Source organism: Aquimarina celericrescens (assembly GCF_042682765.1).
GTDB classification, from domain to species: Bacteria; Bacteroidota; Bacteroidia; order Flavobacteriales; family Flavobacteriaceae; genus Aquimarina; species Aquimarina celericrescens.
On the sequence record NZ_JBHUHY010000003.1, the window covers coordinates 531,356 to 549,781 of the forward strand.

Sequence of the window (18,426 nt, forward strand, 5' to 3'; positions counted from 1 at the left end):
AATCTAAAGAAGTACTCTGTGGCGATTAAACCATAGAGTACTTTGTCTTTTCTTCACTATAAAAAACTAAATAAAAACCTCTAAAAGCTCGCAATAATCAGAATTGATTGTTACTTCATCAACCATAGCGGGGAGTAAAACTGTTTCTCCTTCTTTAATAGTTTCAGGATGACCATTCACAGTTATAATTCCTTCTCCTTTGGTACATAGGTAAATAACAAAAGAATCTAAATTCTCATAATCTTTGTTAAAAATATCATTAACCACAACAAAATTGGTAGTAAAATAAGGACATTCTGCAATATTTGAAGAATTATTAGCTACTTTTTGATATGGCTTTTTGTAATCTTTTTCATTTTCAAACGCTATTACGTCTAAAGCTTCTTCGGTATGAAGTTCTCTTGAATTACCATTAGCATCTTTTCTGTTCCAGTCATATAGACGATACGTTATGTCAGATGTTTGTTGTATTTCTGCAAGCATAACTCCTGCTCCAATAGCATGTACCTTTCCCGCATTAATAAAGAATGAATCTCCTGCTTTTACGTCTTCATAATGTAGTATGTTTTCTAAACTATTATTTTGTAAATTTTCTATATATTCTTCTTTTGATACTTGTTCTTCAAATCCTACTATAAGATTTGCATTTTTATCTGCCTGCATTACATACCACATTTCAGTTTTTCCAAATGAATTGTGTCTTTTTTTTGCCACTTCATCATCTGGATGTACTTGAATTGAAAGATCTTTATCGGCATCTATAAATTTGATGAGTAGGGGGAATTTTTCTCCAAAATTTTTGAAGTTCTTTGTTCCCAAAAGTTGATTCTGATATTGATTGATGAGTTCTCTTAAAGTTTTACCTCTAGCAGTTCCATTGGCCACTATAGATACATCTTCATCAACATCTGCAATTTCCCAACTTTCTCCAATATTATTTTGAGTAGTTTTTTTACATAAGACATTTTTTAACTTATTACCTCCCCAAATTTTTTCTTTTAGGATGGGTTCGAATTTAATAGGATAATTAATCATGATTTCTAGAATTTGGGTTGACATTTAATTATGCAGCCATTGCGGGTATTGTATTTGCATAAATCTCTACAAGTGGCTCATTGGTAGAACTATTTTTGTTATTTAACAAAGCTGATAAGATGTTGTAGTTAAACCAGATAGATAATAATCTATAAGGTATTTCAAGAGAATCTTTAAGACCCAATTTAGAATCATCAACATGAACCCATCTTTTTAAAGGTTGCTCAAAAATAGTTTTCATGATTCCTGTTTTACCAAAATACTTCTTCATTCTGATAAACATCTCAACATCAAACAACCATCTGCTCAGAAAGCTTTTTTCAAAAATTACAGGTACTAATTCAGCTTTAAAAACTTTGGCTCCACACTGTGTATCCTTAATAGACAAACCAAGAATTAAAACAATAAGTAAGTTAACAACTTTAGAAATAACAGCTCTTATCTTATCTTTTTCTATGGCATCAGAAGCCTTTTTTGCTCTAGATCCGAACACAAAACTTAATTTATCATTAGTTTTTAAGGTTTTGACTAGTTCTCCGAAATCTTTAAAATCTGTAGATAGATCTGCATCTATAAATCCAATATAGTTTATTTCACCTTTATTATACAGGTATCTTGCTCCAGCTCTTACAGCAGCAGCTTTTCCAGAGTTCTTTTTGATATCAACAATACTTACTTTGGCGGGATTAACATTTTGAATTTCTTTTAAGACTTGTACCGTTTTATCTTTACTTCCATCATTAACAAAGCATAAATGATATTCATTCTCTTGATTAATAAACTGTATAAAGGCATTTATGTTTAGCCTTTTCTCTTCATTATAGCACGGTATGATTATTCCTGTTTTCATAATAGATTATTTTGGGTTACCCTTCAAAAGTAGGAGTGATTGAGACCCTGAAATGAGGGATTTCGATGAGTAGATATTTGCTGTAGACGAATGGTTTTTATCGAAAGACATACCATTCGTCGAAACCCAAACCTTTGTTGTATATTAGATTATCAGAAAAATTTACGTTGGAGATAGAGAAAAAAACTACAAATAAGTATTTGATCAGTGCCTTGCTCATAGGAGTAGTTTTCCATGGGTCGAGCATCTTTTTTACTTTAGAATCTACTTACGATGCATTGATCCATCTGTTTTTTGCAGATCATTATGCCAGTAGTTGGTTCGAGCCCTGGAGTTATAGTTGGTATACTGGCTTTACGGTAATGGGATATCCACCGTTGGTTCACCAAAGTATTGGTTTGCTTTCTTTTATTGGTGGTCTTAAGTTTGGTCTATTCACAACAGCTATTGTAGCGGTAATTCTGTTTATAACAGGAGTCTTTAAATTTGCTCTTTTAGTTACTGGAAGAAGAGATGTGGCGGGATACGCTGCTATTGTAGCGGTTTTTTCATCTTCTTTTGTAGAAACATTGCATATTTTTGGTCAATTACCCAGTATTATTGGTATTTCGGTATTGATGCATGCGCTCCCTAAGATTTATTTATGGATAAAAACAGGAGCCTATGTACATTTGATTAAGGCCTTTAGCCTTCTGGCCGTTACAGTAACCTCACATCATGTTACTCCAATTTTCGGAATGGTATTTTTCATTTTTCCACTCATAGGAATGGTGATTATGGATACTGCCAAAGAAAAATCAGGTTCTTATAAGGCTGTTCGTTTAAAAACCTTTATAAGTACATTTCTAGTCTTGTTTTGGCGTATAGTGACATTTGGTTTTGGTTCTTTGCTACTTATTATCACCTGTATTTTACCGTATTGGATTAACACAAAAAATAATCCTATTACACAAGTTCCTATACCTCATGGGTCAAGGGATAATTTTCTTGAGGTAACTTCTTCGGGATTAGTGTTTTTTTTGATTCCTTGGGGGATTATTTTATTTATCATGCCCTATTTGTTCTTCCGATTTTTTAGTAAACGGTATCTGTTTTTTGGTCTTTCTCTCACATTGCTTACTATATTGGGAACTGGTGGTACCACACCTATACCTAAAATGATATTGGGGGATAATGCTTTTAATATTCTCACGCTTGATCGATTTACATTGTGGGCCTCTATCATGGCACTCCCTATTTTTGGAGAGTTTTGTTATCGTTTTATAGAGGGTGATATAAAGGATACATTACAGCATAAGTTTGGGAGTATTTACCATCGTATTCTTGGAGGAGCATTGGCTGGGGCATACATCTTTGTCTGCGTGTTTACCATGAGTTTAGGGTATTTTAGGCCTTCTCAACCTCAAAAAATAAAAATGCTCCCTATTTTGAACTTTTTGAAACAGGATCAACACGATCATTGGCGATATCTTCCTTTGGGATTTGGAGATCAAATGGCATGGCTTTCTTCCCAGACCAACGCTATGACTGTTGATGGTAATTATCACTCTGCCCGAAGGTTACCCGAATTAACCTCCCGAGCGGTAGAGCGGTTAGAGAATTCCAAATTTAGAGGAGTAGAAGGAATCGGTTCTTTGCAACAATTTCTTACCGTACCAGAGAAATATAATTTAAAATATGTTTTTTCTAATGATAAATTTTATAATCCAATTCTTTATTTCAGTGGTTGGCAGCGATTAAGACAATTAGAAAATGGAATTATGGTATGGGAGAAATTAAACGTACCGCCAATACCAAACATTATTCCTAAACAAGATGTTTCATTGTATTTAAAATTAATGTGGGGTTTGATACCTATGATTACTGTAGTATTTGCGTTTATGATAAACATTCAAATGATATGGGTTCACGCACTTAAAACAAGAGATCATAAACATCCTGAATTTTTTAACTTTAGCATACGTTATCAAAACTTTAAAAACTATCTCATTAAACTTCAACATGCATGGGTTGTTTTTCTTTTGATGATCATAACCTTCGGAATATATTTATTTTATATCAAGAATGCCACTCAAATAAGTGCGCAAAATGTAGTTGAAGCCTATTATGACGCCTTAGATTTTAAAGAGTTTAAAAGAGCCTACTCCTATATTGATCCCAACAGTAATAAAAAAGAAGATCAGTACATGCTTGAAATAGCTGTGACTGATGGCTTACTAAGCTCTTATGCAAAAATGGACGAGATCGTTGTTTCCATTTTAGATCAAACAGATACAACTGCCAGGGTAAAAACAGAAACGTTTTGGATTACTCCCCTGGAAAGAATTGATAAAGTCTTTTATCATGAGTTAGTAAAAAGAAAGGAAAAATGGTATCTAAAACCATCTGATTATGATCTGGATATACCGCCAGATCAATTATTCTCGCATAATAAAACACAATATTATAATCATGGTAGACGCAAGATATCTTCTGAACAAACATATCATGAAGATGTTTTAAAACAACCTGTGCTAGAGGTACTGTTTGCTAATCTCATAAAAAATGATACGACATATACTGTTGTGGGAGAAATACAGAATGTGGATAATGTACCTGCCGATGTGGTTATTAAAGCGACACTGTATACTTCTGAAAATACCAAATTGGCAACCTATAACGCCAAAGACCAGATGAAACATAAACTGATGCCTAAAGAAAATACGAGTTTTAGAATTGATTTTGAAGGCATTGCATGGTTAGATAAAAATGAGCAAAAGCCTGAAACGTTTAACCCTGATGAGTTTACACCAATTTTATTAGCCGATCTCCCGGTAACATTCAATTTGCAATGCGCTGGCAATGTGGCTACCACAGATTTGTATAAAGGATTAGCAATAGTAGAGGCCGTTATTGAAAAAAATAGTTTAAGAGGTACCCTTTTTAATTCAGGAGTACAAGAAGTGACAATTCCGCAACTAATCATATCGTATTATAGCAAAGAGAAAGAACTTATTTGGATAGATCAGAAATATATAAGAGAAGGGATAAGGCCTCAACGCAAACGATTTTTTGATTATGCATTAAAAGATTTGAGTCAACTAGAAGCTATATCTTCAGATATGGAAAATGTATTTATAAATGGATTACCTAACAAAGATGTTGCTTACAAGGTAACCCCAAACAGGCGAAAAGACCAAAAGGATTATAAATTAATTCCGGTTAAGGGCAAAGGTTATAATTATGTAAAAATAGAAGTAAATAACTATATAGGAGCTCCGTATTAATGAATAAAACTTTGATAACATATTCACTTTTAATAGTACTAGTCATATTTGGTTTTAAGGCAGATGATGACCAAAAAGTTAAACAACAAAGAGTTGAAGTACAAGTTCTTGATTTTAAAGAAAATTATAGTGCAGGAGAAAAAATTGAACTTGTTTTTAAAGCTAATGAGACTATTGAATATCAACTTTGGTTGAAATCGTCATATGGAAACGTACTTTTGAAGGCAAATAACGATCTACTGGATACTCTTCTTTTTACAGTTCCTTCTTTTTTGTCGAAAAAAAAGGGAGTTATACATTATAGTCTTATATCAAATCAACAGGCATTTCATTCTGGATCATTGCAAATTAGTGCTAGCCACAAAAAAACAGAACCGCTAGAATCTTATTTAGGCCCCACAAGTATAAATGCCGGTGGCAAGGACTATGGTATGCTAACTGTTTTACCCACCGATGAATATGACAATCCTTTAGAAGATAGTACCTTAATAGCTATAGAACATCAATTTTTAGATATAGAAACGTCTGAAGAATTAGCTGTTGATGATTTCATCGCATGGAAAAATATATTTTCTTATGAGAAATCTGGTAGAATTCTAGTCGCGGCAAAATCTAAAGAGATTTCTTCAAAAGAGTTTACGATAGATGTTTTTCCTTCACAAGCACAAAACTTCAACCTGGATTTTAGAAGAGAACATTCTTATGCCGATGGAAATCAAATTATGGAGTTTTTTACCTCTACAATTAGTGACAAATTTGGAAACATAATTAGTGATGGTAGGGTTGTTGAGTTTAGTATCGAAACGGATACCAAGCAACAACTAAGAACAACAGGGAGTACCATCAATGGTATCGCCAGAGGATATATAGTTCATCCAAATGCTTTTGCTACCTGGACTGTACAAGCCTTTATTCCACAAATGGCAGAAAGTAATACAATAGCTTTACAATTTGATCAAGCGGTAAAGGATTATCCGATAGAATTTTCTTCAGACAACAGAAAAGTAAAAGTAGGTCCTATCCGTAGTTTTATGAATCAGATACTACCCGATGGAGCGGCTGTTACATTATATATTTATAAGGATGAAACGCTTCTTGAAAAAATTGTAAAATCATCCTCTCAAGGAAAAGTACATTTTAAATTATCTGAAGACTTCTTTTCTTCAGATATATATACAATAGAAGTCATTAGTATGGGTATTTCAAAAAAATATGATCGTATTAAATTAAAATGAAAAAACAGAACAGAACCATATATCGATCCTTATTAATTCTTTCATTTATTATGGTAAATGGACTTATCCTCTTTGGAATAAGTCAAACACTATCTTTTCTAAATACAGGAGCAGATCGATCAACCATGCTACATATTGGCTTAAAAAACAAACAAGCATATATTCCTAAAGTAGTTTGGAAAGATACTACTAATCCTGGCAGATCCATAGAAAAACAAACCATGAGTAACATTCAAAAGGATTATGTTAATTCCTGGTATGTAAGAAATGTTGCATATTCCTCTTACGATTCTTTAGGGATATTCGATTTTTACACGCAAAGTGCTCGGCAGAATATATTAAAAACACTTCAATTTAATAAGGAAAATGATGTACAAATTGTAAGCACTACGTTGGATCATAATTTGTTTTTAGATTTTTATAGTGCTGACGGACAATTGGTAGTTTTTGAAGATCGAAACGTAAAAATGTACTCACAAGTTTTTAATGAAAATGAATTGCAGTTCGAAACTACAGATCTTGCTAACTACAAAATAGCAATGCTGTTAGAAGATGGATTTTGGAGGGTGCGTCACCTGGTAAAACAATTTTACAAACAACAAGACACGGTACAGACAAAAAAGACATCTTATGTTCAGGGAAAAAAGATTTTAGTAGATAACCAGCCTTACCCTATAAAAGGGATCAACTATTATCCTCAAAAATCGCCATGGAACATGTTTGGGGAAGGATTTGATGAAAGTATCATCAAAGAAGATTTTGATATTGTAAAAAAGGCTGGTCTTAATACGATAAGAATATTTATCCAGTATGAAGATTTTGGAAAGGAAGTGGTAAAGAAGTCCAAAATTGAAAAACTGCAGACAGTAATGAACCTTGCAGAAGATGCAAAGCTAAAAGTAATCGTAACGCTCTTTGATTTTTATGGAGACTATGCGATACAGGATTGGACGTTTACGCATAGACATGCAGAGCAGATTGTAAGTGCAATTAAAAATCATGATGCCCTTTTGGCATGGGATATCAAAAATGAACCTAATCTTGATTTTGAGAGCAGAGGGAAGGAAAATGTTATGGCTTGGCTAAAAGAAATGATTGCTCAGGTTAAGTCTTATGATCCTGATCATTTGGTAACCATTGGATGGTCTGATATAGAATCAGCGACATTATTACAAGAAAAAGTTGATATGGTATCCTTTCATTACTATCAGGATATTAATGATTTTTCAGAGGCATTTATCGTATTGAATACCCAAGTAAACAAACCTTTGGTTTTACAAGAGTTTGGATTATCGTCGAATAGAGGTTTTTGGGCACCTTTTGGAGCTTCAGAAAAAAAACAAGCGAAGTATCATAAACAGTTTCAGGAAATATTCAAAAATCAAAATATTAATTATCTTTCCTGGACATTGTATGATTTTGAAGAAGTACCTGGCACCGTAGTAGGAAACTTACCCTGGGTAAAGCACAAACAGAAATATTTTGGTTTTATAGATCGTGGGGGCAATAAGAAACCTGCTTTCGAATTTATAGGAAACTAACAAAACACCCACACTATATGCAGGTGTTTAGCAAACATGACGAGGTGACAACTCTTTTCTAGAATTAAGTTGTTATGTTTTTGACCTTTAATGTAGGTATATTCTTTTCCTGAATTTTTTTGAACTCGTCGAGATACATTGTTGTAATAGTACTCATAGGTAGTGCTGTGGCAGCTTTGTAGTTTGCTTTTCCTAAGGCTATTCTGTATGCTTCGTTCAGTACTATTTTTTCAATAGCATCAGCCAGGCTATCCACACTTTTTGGGTCAAAGAATTCACCCTGATACCCTTCTTCTTTTACCAGAATACTTAAGTCTCCCAAATCTGGCATCACTACAGCTTTTCCATAGCTTCCTGCTTGATGCAATACCCCAGAACTTCCTGTGGTAGAAGTATATGGAAACACTACCATGGCACTTTCTCCAAAAATTTTGGGTACATCTTCCTCGGCGACATATCCTGTAAATGTTAATTGAGGAACATGTCTATATTTTTCTTTCATTGATGCCAAGTAACCAGGAACATTAGGATTATCGGTTCCAGCAATTACAATTTCTAGATTCGTTTTTGTTCTGGACCTCACTTTTTCTATAGCCTCAATAAGTATTTCTACTTTTTTGTAAGTGCCAAACTTGCCAAAAGTCATTATTTTAAGCGGTCCTTCTGGTAATTGATAAGAAGGTTCTTCTGGTAATTCGAAAGTTCCGTGAGGGATTAATGCAATATTATTGGCTTTATACTTCTCCTCAAGAATGTCTACATATTTACTTATGGTCACCGCAACAGTGTCTGCTGCCAGTATGAACTTGGTAAGCGTAGTTCCAATAAAATTGTAAACTGTTTGTAAAACTTTATTTTTAGTGAAACCTGCGCTTTTAAGATCTACCTGCTCCATAATATTATGCAAAAGAACAATGGTTGGGATTTTTCTAAGTTTACAAAGTAACGGTAGCAATAAGCCTAAGGCTGCTGCTATTTTTTTATCTCCAAATTTCATGAACTGAAGATTAAATAGTATTGCATCCGGTGCTGTTTGTTGTACTGTTTTCATCACCGAAAAAATAGTAGTGTAGCAGTTAAACTTCCAACACTGTTTAACGGTAACCTTACAGCCTTGCTCTTCAAAATGTATATCAGCTTCCTGTGATGTTACATCTGTTAATAAGATAAGTTCAGATACTTCTGTTTGTTGTCTGAAATGTTTTACCAAGTGGTAAGCATACTCATTTAAAGTTACTTTACTAGGAGGATAGGCAGTTACGATGGCAAGTTTCATAATATTTTAGTTTTGGGTTTTACTCGATATTCGAGATTTAAAAGCTTCGAGGCTTAGCTCGAGATCAAAATTATTTTCTAACCAATGACTTGCGGGCTTGCCTCAAGGTCATTTACTACGTAACAAAGATGACTCATAATCTAATCGTTCTTTCGTGTTTTTCGGTGAGTTGCAATTATGCGTAGACGAACAGTAATAATGATTCGATTTATAGGTTATCTCTTTCTGTTTTCGTAGAAAAAATAAGCAAGTTGGACAAGAAGTAAAATACTCATAGCAATAATTTGCATCAACACTACTTCTAACAGCGATTCGTGAAAGAATACAATAAACACCACCTGAGAAATTCCTAAAACGGCAGACAGTATAACAGGAATATACCTGTTTAACGATAAAAAGTAATAGGCAAAGATGTTTGAAATGGCAAATAATGAAGTGGCGATTGCATATTTCCATAACAAAGGTGCGATAGAAATATAGTCTGATCCAAAAAGTATGTTGATAGCTAATTCTGGAAATAAATAACATCCTAAAACTATAACTAAGGCAAGTATTGAAATATAACCTACATATTTAAAAAGAATAGAAGCATGCTCCAGACCATCTTTTTGTTTTTGCACTACTTTGGGTAGTAACAACATAACAAACATCCATGCGACAAAATAGACTACGCGACCAATTAGCGCTAAAGAAGCATATAGACCGGCTTGGTGCTCCTCAAAATAGTGCTTAACCAGTAGAATATCACTGTTGTTAATTATAATTTGAGTACACTCGTAAAATGCAGTAAGAATAAAAAATCGTATGACCTGTTTTGAATGCTCCTTTGATAATGTATACTTTTTTAAAAGAGATAGGTTGTTCACTTTAAAAGGAATCAATCCAAACACAAAGGAAGCTATTATCCCTATAGCGATTAAAACTGAGGGGTGAAAAGGGAGAAAATATACAAAAAGTAAAGTAATCACTAATCTGCTTATCATTTCTCCCTGATACGTTATAGCAAGATTTTCAAACTTTTTGGTTCCTTGATAGATGCCTCTATTTACACTCATCACAAAATAAATAGGTACACCAAAACCAAATATGGTAAACATAAGATGAGATTGAGTGTTAAAAACCCCTTGTAGATCTTTGGCAAATAGGATCAATAATGCACCCAAAATGACTCCAACTAATGTTGCATATCTATAACTAAGGTTAACAAAATTTGTAAGTACGTTATGCTCGAATAGTACAGAGAATTTAGCAGTGGCTAACTGAAACGTCATCGCTACAAATGATAAAACCAAAAGAAAAGTAATCAATAACGCTGCATCGGCAAATAGTTCTGGACCTAAGATTCTTCCTAGAGCCAAATTGTATAAGTAGTTGCCTCCGTTTACGATAAGCACGCTACCCATAAACTTTTGTTCGGCTGTTAGTTTGGGTATGTATGTACTAATAGTCATTTCTAAAGATGTGTGTCAATTGATTATTCTTGAATGCTTTGGATACAATTTTATTTTCTTTACCCAGGACAAAAAGAATCTTACTTCGTTTGGATGCTTTCTTATAAATTTCGTTAAGAGCATTAAGGGCCTTTTTGTCAATTTCTTTTACTTTTTTAAGGCAAATGATCACTTCTTCATAATGATCGAGTAAGTAGTTAAAATAATCTTTAACTTTTTCAGCGTTTATTGAAGTAAAGTCTCCAATAACTTCAAATGTTCCTTGTCGATTTTGTATGTGTAGTTCCATAATAATGAGATTTAGGGTTTGGAGTTTTATAGAAAATCACTTCTTAATATGTAATTTACTTTTCCGAAGGCTTTTTTTACAACTTCATTTTCTTTTCCAATAATGAAAAAAATCTTGTTATTTTTCATTGCACTTTTATAAAGCTTGGTAAGCACATTAATACCAGAAACATCGATTTTCTTTACGTTGTCAACAGATATAAATACGCTATCGGTCTTGTGTAATAATTGCTCAAAATGAGATTGCAGTGATTTTGAATTTTCAGAAATGATATTTCCATTGATTTCAAAAACTCCTTGGTTATTTGTAATTTGAAGAGCCATATTATTTTATTTTGGGATTACTAACACTACAAATATGAAGTTTATAAGCATGGTTTTGATTCAAATTTCGGTGAGTTGCTCTTTACTGTAGACGAGTGGATAAAGATATCGGATTAAAAAGGCAGAAATGGTTGTGACAAAATAAAATAGATGCTTACCTTGTTATAGAGAAACTAAAAACACGTATGTCTCGATTAATACTATCTTTTGTCTTTTTTGTAGTGTCTATAGCGTCTTGTTTTGCACAAGAGATGCAACAGGGTTTTGAATACTTAGAAACCGGTGAATATGACAAAGCCGAAGTTTTTTTCAAACAAATTTTAGAACAGTATCCTACTAACCGCACAGCTAGGCTATGTTATGGAAGAGCTGTTGGGTTGACCGGGGATTCGAAACAAGCCGTAACAATTTTCACAAATCTTTTAAAAGAATATCCCTATGATTTTGAAATCAAGTTGAATTATGCAGAATCATTATTATGGGATAAGCAGTTTGATAAAGCTGAAGTCTTTTATGAGAAATTGATCGAAGAAAAAAGTGACAGTTTTCCTGCGGTTTTGGGGTATGCTAATACGTTGTCTAATCTTCAAAAATATGAGAAGGCCTTGGCGTATGTGAATAAAGCTTTAGAAATACAGGAAGGAAATCAAAACGCAATGATTTCCAGAAAATATATGCGGTTGGGATATGCAAATGAACTCTCACAAGACAGAAAATATGGAGAAGCGTTGAGGTTACTTGATCAAAACTTACTCGATTTCCCCAACGACAAAGACACGCAATTAAACAAAGGAAACATCTACTTAATAACAAATAATCTTACAGAAGCCGAAAAAGTATATGCGACATTAGCAGTAAATCCAAAGGACAGCATTGTGTCACTAAATAATTTAGCATTAGTAGCTCATAAAAAGCATAAAGAAAAAGAAGCACTTGGTTTATCAACACTTGCCCGAGACCGCGTAGAAAAATTCAAAAACGATAAAGAACTTTATTTATCAACCCAAGAGCGATATATACAAGCATTATTGTGGAATAGAAAATTTAAAGCAGCGAGTGAAGCTATAGATCGATTAAAATCACTTTATCCAGATGATGCTCGAGTATTGGCGTTACAGGCAACATCAGGAATGTATACGAGTAATTTTGATACTAGTATTCAAAACTATAGGGCTATTTTAGTAAAACAAAGGAGCTCTTTTGATGGTAATTTGGGTATTGCCAATGCCTATAGAGCCCTTGGAGAAGATATGAAATCGTATACCTATGCTTTTAAAACTTTACAATATTATCCGAGACAACAAGATGCAGAAAAACTTATCGAGAAATTGAAGAAATCTCATACACCTCATATCGAAGAAAAAACAGCGTTTACTTTTGATAATGGAGACAACGAGGCTGTTAATCTTACGCTGAAAACTGAGATTCCTTTGTCGGTCAATTTCAAATCTCAATTTCAATATGATTATAGAACCACCAAAAATACAATAACAAATAATGAAGCAACATCGAACGATTTCTGGTTGGGATTTCTTTATAAATATAACGGTAGTATTTCACTGCAGTCTAAAATAGGAGTTACTAATGCAGATGGTTTTACTACAAGTTATACAGCGTTGATTGCAGAAACAGTAGTAAAAATAAAGCCTTTTAGATTACAAAATTTAGATATTGGATACAAGCGAGAATTACAGAATTTTAATGCTGATCTCTTGAATAGAGAAATTATAATGAATAATTACAGTATTAATTACAATCTCGGGACTAATTTTAATTTAGGTTGGTACACACAATATATGTATACTTCACAGACTGATGATAATATCAGAAATTTATTATTCACCTCTTTATACTATACGATACTACAAAGACCAGTGCTTAAAGCTGGGATTAATTATCAATATATTGCTTTTAAAAATCAGGTTCCCACTATCTATTTCAGTCCGGAACGATTTAATTTAGGCGAGCTTTTTATTGAAGTCGTAAGTGATCCCGAAAAGCAATGGTTTTACAATGCAAGTGCAGCTTTTGGTCAACAGTACGTAGAGAATGATCCCGGATCTTCAACGTTTAGAGCAGAAGGAAAGTTAGGGCATCAGTCTTCTAACCGGTTTAAAGCTAACCTTTATGGAAAATACAGTAATATAGCTTCTGCTACCGCTGCAGGTTTTGAATATGTCGAGTTTGGGTTTCAATTGAAATGGTATTTCTTAAAACAGCCTGTTTTTAATAAAAAGATAATAGAATTAAAAAAATAACGAGGAGCATCACTCGAATGTCCTCGTTATTACCCAAATACTAAAATAGTACAGCCTTAATTATTCAATGAAAAAACGACCTGAATATTTTTTCTTGTAATCTCCTCTTAAAATATAGGTATATATACCCGGTTGCAGATTCTTTGATTCAAAAACCACTTTGCTTTCAGAAATCATACTCAACTTTTCAGTTCTTACTATTCTTCCCAACATATCGATTACAGTGATGGTTAACTCATTATAAGGCCCTCCCGGTAAATCAATTGTAGTTCTGTTCGTAAACGGATTAGGATAGTTCTTAAGAGTGACAGCTTTGATGGGCTCATCTATTTCTACTTGTGCAATGGGTTCTACTTCTTCTTCTATTGCTATAACAGGATCTATAGTCTTTCTGGTAAAAGCCAGATCTGATACTTCAAGGTAAAATGGTGTAGCATTTTGATAATCTCCCTGAACGGAGAATACAATACTTTTTACTTTTCCTATACTGTCTGTACTTTTTTTCGCATTTATGAAATCAGAAAATAAAATAGTATGCGTTTTTTTGTTATTAGACTTTTTTACCCTGTATCTCAATCTATCATTCCAATCGGTAAGTTCTTCTGTAACCACAATCACTTCGATATCTCGATCGGCTAGTAATTCAAATTGTAAAGCATCATATTGAGATACATCCAAAGTTAGTTCTCCTGCAAGAATATTTCTGAATAGGTTAAATGTTTCTATGAGTTCACCCTTTGCCGATACATTTCTTTCTATAGGATAAACATCTTCTGTTGTCTCTTTTGTATGTTCTGTTATAGTAAAACTTTCTAACATTACACCTTCCTCCAGGTAGTCTGCACCCCATGGTCCATCTGCCAAATATAAAGCATCAAGTTGTGTAGCGTTTTTTGTGGTAACCGAGAATCCAATGTCAAACAAATATCCTGTATCGATAATTACATCTTCATAATATTGACCAGACAAGACTATTTTTTTGGTTAGATTTTGCTCTTTTGATTGCTCAGTTTTTCGAATATTTCCTTTAAATATCATCTGGCCGTCTTTAAGTTTATTTACAATATGTAAAGAAAGTTTTCCATTAGCATAGGTTCCTTGCTTTACAAATACAGATGGGATTCTATGATTTACTTTATGACTGCGTAATGGTTTTTTTACCGTAAATGAATCGATAATATGATTTGCAATGTTTGCAACCTGAGAGACAGATCCTCCCCAAACTTGAAAGTTCATGTAATCACCTTTAGGATAATCATCGATATTCCATAAGCTATAAATCTCATTTTCTGAAGCTGCTTTTTTGATAGAAAAGGTTAGCGTGTATTCAACTTGACCTGTGGCTCGCTCAATTTTTGTGCTTACCAGTGTATGACTTCTAATAGTAACCGTTCGTATGTCTAGCAATTGAGATCCATTTAATCGATCACAAATCGTTTTTGAATGATCGTATATCGAACCTTTTGTTGAGGTGGCTAATGCCGCGGCTACTCGTTCTTCACCTTGATAATAGTCTATAGAAAACACCGCTTCGGCATTAGTGATTCCTAATAAATCATCTGGACTAGATACGTAAGTAGATTCTGAACCGGTTACTCCTGTTTTGGGGAAGTATACACTCAAATCTTCGCCATTCTTCGATGTATAGGATTTAAATCCTGGTCTAAACTTTTGTTGTGACTTTTTTGTATTAAAAGCAGTACTGGTTTTTGTTCTGTTAAAATTTCGTTTAGCAATTAAACTTGCCAAATCCCCATTACTTTCTAGACCACCGTCGTTGGCCGAAGTAACATCTGTTGCACTATCAATATCAACATAATTGTTTGATTTGATCGCAGTATAAGGACTCGCTGTAATATAGAAAAGTGCATCATTAAAATCTTGATCACAAGATGCGTAGTCTCTTCGAATATCTTCGAACCCTAATATGATTCTTTCATTTTCAGGATCAGACAATAACACATTATGGTATCTTAGGCTACTATCGGTTTCAGGATTAAAATCTGGGTTAGAATGTAATTGCCAATTACCAGTTCCTACACAACCATCAGACCATGCGTTGGCTAATAGTACCCAACCAATTCCTGTATTAGCAGAAAATCTTCCTATATTGACTTTGTCTCCTATTTCTAATCCTCCACCGCTATATAAAGCAGATACATTAGGAAAAATGATAGTTATATCTTCTGGAGCCGGTATTGTTGGATTTGGGTCGTTAATATCATAGGTATAAAATCCCAGTGTGTTTTTGTAACCAGCACCTTCTCCCACAAAAGTAACCCAGATATCTGCTTCTTCTTGTAGTACTACATCGGTATCATACCCAGATGAAATATAATGCGGATTGAAATCTGGTACCGGATAACTTTCGGGCAACGCATTATTTATCATGTCGATGGTCTCTTGACTCACCATATCTCTTTCTTCCAGATAAAGAGGGGTGCCGTTTGAGGTAAAATCCCCGAGATACTTGTATCGATCACAAATCTCTGGGATTGGAAAACTACCAGGGCTTTGTCCACCATTCTCGGGAGCAAAACTGCTTTTTCTCAAATCAAAGCTATCATCCAAACCGTCTTCGTCATTATCAATTCCAGAAATGCTAGTTTCTGCCACACCGTCGCCGTCGCTGTCATAAGCTTCAGTACTATCTGATATACCATCATTATCAGAATCGGTATCTAAGTGATCAAGGGCATCGGTACCATCGGTATTTATAGTACCATTTGTAGTTCCTTGAAAGTCAGGATCAAAAGCATCGTCCATTCCATCTTTATCTTCGTCGATATTCGAAAGACCAATGTACAAGTCATTTTCTTGTCCTTCAATAATATCTACAATGCCGTCGTTGTCTGAATCAATATCATAACAATCAAAGATGGTATCGTTGTCGGTGTCTATAGGAATAAAATCACTTCCCGTTTGATTTGGATCAAAATCATCTGCGATTCCGTCTTCATCAGTATCCTTAAAATTATGATCTAAATTATTATAAACTCCATCATTATTTGAATCTTTAATTCCTTGGCCAGCCTCTACGATATCATAAATGCCATCATTGTCTGAATCTATATCCAGAAAATCGGGATTTCCATCCCCATCTCTATCAAATGCATCTTGAACTACATTGTCCCCATTACCACTCACATCATTATCCAGATAATTATATAAATCATCACCATCATCATCGCCATAAGGATTTGCTCCTTTACTTTCTATAATGTTGACAATACCATCGCCATCAGCATCAGCATCCATAGAATCTAAAACACCATCCCCATCTCTATCTAATGGAGAAATACCACTGGCACATTTAAAACCGTCATTAGAGTTTGTCGTTTCTGTTAGGTTAAGTAGCGTAGCTACCGGGGCACTACTTTGGTAGTCGTTGATTAAATATAACCCTCCGTTATTATCTGATAAATAGAGTCGGTTATTAGCATCTGCATAAGCAGCGCCAAAGGTGCTTTTTGGAAGACCAATTACGGTAACACTAGAAAATACAGGTGTACCGGTAGAAAGATCCCACTTGTATAATTTACCACGACTACCACCATAAAAAGCACCATTGATAAATGCAATATCTGCACAAGTACTTGGTGAGGCTACGTCTGCTTCAACTACTTCAAAAACAGGAGAGCTGTCACCATTATAATCTTTTAAGTTTAGTATTTTATGAAATGTCTTTTTGTTATTGTTTTGGAAAACCCAAAGATTACCGTTGGCATCTACATCTGCGGCATAACCCCCACCAAAGGCAGTAGTTCCAGAAGGTGTCACTGCACCAAGATCAATAACCATATCTTTAGCGATCCTTAAAAGATGATTGTCGCTGCTTTTTATTGCATACAGATAATCATCTTCTACATTGTATCCTCCTGCATTGTAAGCAGAGTAGGTATGCAAAGCTTCAGAATAGGAACCTGTAATAGGGTCATATGCTTTCATCACTCCAGAAATCACCTGGTAAAAATCACCTTCGTTGCAATCAAAAGGTTGTTGCGAATATCCTAAGGATGCGATAAATAAGGCTAAAAGTGTAATAATTCTTTTCATCATGTATAGATTTGGGTTTTCAGATGGCTAAAATTAATCTATACAAGTGCCTAAAAAGATGATTATTCGGTGATAGGTAATTTACTGTAGACGAATGGATTTTTAGAAAGGATGAATTTTAAAGCATATTTAAGCGTTTCATTAGTTCTGGGCGATTTGATCTGCTTACGGGGATCACGTCTTTTGCTATCAGAACGCTATTATCTTCAATATCAATAATTTTTTTGATATTGATTACATAAGAACGATGTACCTTAAGAAAAAGATCGTCGGGTAGTTTCTCTTCAATTTTTTTTAGCGTAGAATGCACCGTATAGTTTTGCGTCTCGGTTTTAATTAAAATATAATCTCCTTTGGCTTCAATCAAATTAATAGTTGGAATATTAATCTTAATCAACCTTCTATCTATATTAATGTAGAGTTCATTTTTTTCTTGTGAAGTGTCTGATGACGGATTGTTTTTTGGTTCATTATCAGCGGTAATGATAGCTCCTTCTGCTTTCTGAACTGCTTTAAGAAATCTGGGTAATGTTATGGGTTTCACCAAGTAATCAACAATACAATCATACTCGAACGCTTCTAATGCAAAGTTTTTGTCTGAAGTTGTCAAAACAATCTTAGGGGGATTTTTTAAGGTATCTATAAAATCGAAGCCTGTAAAATCCGGCATATGAATATCCAGAAAAATAAGATCAATTTCATTCTTATTTAAAAATTTAATGGCCTGAATTGCATTTGGAAACTCATCGATAACATTCAATTCATCAACTTGAGTACATAATTGTTGGATTATTGCTCTTGCGGTCTCTTCGTCATCTATAATTATGCAATTCATATGCTAGTCAA

Annotated in this window: 12 protein-coding genes; 4 read left to right on the forward strand and 8 right to left on the reverse strand. The window is 34.0% G+C overall.

The window, feature by feature from the left end; all coding sequences use genetic code 11:
- Positions 1–66: 66 nt before the first annotated feature.
- Entirely contained in the window at positions 67–1,035 is a 969-nt protein-coding gene (locus ACFSJT_RS06135) for a type I phosphomannose isomerase catalytic subunit (RefSeq protein ID WP_378319339.1), read from the reverse strand.
- A gap of 28 nt (positions 1,036–1,063) precedes the next feature.
- Positions 1,064–1,885 (reverse strand): dolichyl-phosphate beta-glucosyltransferase, encoded by an 822-nt coding sequence (locus ACFSJT_RS06140; protein ID WP_378319340.1) that lies wholly within the window; start codon positions 1,883–1,885, stop codon positions 1,064–1,066.
- Between the two features lie 167 nt (positions 1,886–2,052).
- Between ACFSJT_RS06140 and ACFSJT_RS06145 the strand changes: the two genes are divergently transcribed.
- The 3 genes from ACFSJT_RS06145 to ACFSJT_RS06155 are packed head-to-tail and all read left to right on the forward strand — an operon-like array spanning position 2,053 to position 7,927.
- Positions 2,053–5,151 (forward strand): hypothetical protein, encoded by a 3,099-nt coding sequence (locus ACFSJT_RS06145; protein WP_378319341.1) that lies wholly within the window; start codon positions 2,053–2,055, stop codon positions 5,149–5,151.
- A gap of 11 nt (positions 5,152–5,162) precedes the next feature.
- On the forward strand, positions 5,163–6,386 hold the full coding sequence (locus tag ACFSJT_RS06150) for a hypothetical protein (protein WP_378319342.1): 1,224 nt from the start codon (positions 5,163–5,165) through the stop codon (positions 6,384–6,386).
- Positions 6,383–7,927, forward strand: coding sequence for a glycoside hydrolase family 2 TIM barrel-domain containing protein (locus tag ACFSJT_RS06155; protein ID WP_378319343.1), 1,545 nt, complete (start codon positions 6,383–6,385; stop codon positions 7,925–7,927). Before ACFSJT_RS06150 ends, ACFSJT_RS06155 begins: the two co-directional genes overlap by 4 nt.
- Before the next feature lie 64 nt (positions 7,928–7,991).
- Here the strand turns inward: ACFSJT_RS06155 and ACFSJT_RS06160 are convergent, their stop codons facing one another.
- The 4 genes from ACFSJT_RS06160 to ACFSJT_RS06175 form a co-directional block, all read right to left on the reverse strand.
- Entirely contained in the window at positions 7,992–9,203 is a 1,212-nt protein-coding gene (locus ACFSJT_RS06160; protein WP_378319344.1) for a glycosyltransferase, read from the reverse strand.
- A gap of 215 nt (positions 9,204–9,418) precedes the next feature.
- The gene (locus ACFSJT_RS06165) at positions 9,419–10,654 is read right to left on the reverse strand and encodes an oligosaccharide flippase family protein (protein ID WP_378319345.1); all 1,236 of its coding nucleotides are present in this window, start codon (positions 10,652–10,654) and stop codon (positions 9,419–9,421) included.
- Positions 10,644–10,943: an STAS domain-containing protein gene (locus ACFSJT_RS06170; RefSeq protein WP_378319346.1), complete on the reverse strand. Its 300-nt coding sequence runs from the start codon at positions 10,941–10,943 to the stop codon at positions 10,644–10,646. Before ACFSJT_RS06170 ends, ACFSJT_RS06165 begins: the two co-directional genes overlap by 11 nt.
- A gap of 26 nt (positions 10,944–10,969) precedes the next feature.
- The gene (locus ACFSJT_RS06175; protein ID WP_378319347.1) at positions 10,970–11,266 is read right to left on the reverse strand and encodes an STAS domain-containing protein; all 297 of its coding nucleotides are present in this window, start codon (positions 11,264–11,266) and stop codon (positions 10,970–10,972) included.
- Between the two features lie 185 nt (positions 11,267–11,451).
- Here ACFSJT_RS06175 and ACFSJT_RS06180 point away from each other — a divergent pair, with 185 nt between their 5' ends.
- On the forward strand, positions 11,452–13,524 hold the full coding sequence (locus ACFSJT_RS06180) for a tetratricopeptide repeat protein (RefSeq protein ID WP_378319348.1): 2,073 nt from the start codon (positions 11,452–11,454) through the stop codon (positions 13,522–13,524).
- A 60-nt stretch (positions 13,525–13,584) separates the two neighbouring features.
- On the opposite strand, the gene ACFSJT_RS06185 is transcribed toward ACFSJT_RS06180, so the two are convergent.
- Both ACFSJT_RS06185 and ACFSJT_RS06190 read right to left on the reverse strand, forming a co-directional pair.
- Positions 13,585–17,580, reverse strand: a complete 3,996-nt coding sequence (locus ACFSJT_RS06185) for a DUF6923 family protein (protein WP_378319349.1) — start codon at positions 17,578–17,580, stop codon at positions 13,585–13,587.
- A 118-nt stretch (positions 17,581–17,698) separates the two neighbouring features.
- A complete protein-coding gene (locus ACFSJT_RS06190) occupies positions 17,699–18,415 on the reverse strand; it encodes a LytR/AlgR family response regulator transcription factor (RefSeq protein ID WP_378319350.1) in 717 nt (238 codons plus the stop codon).
- Between the last annotated feature and the right edge of the window lie 11 nt (positions 18,416–18,426).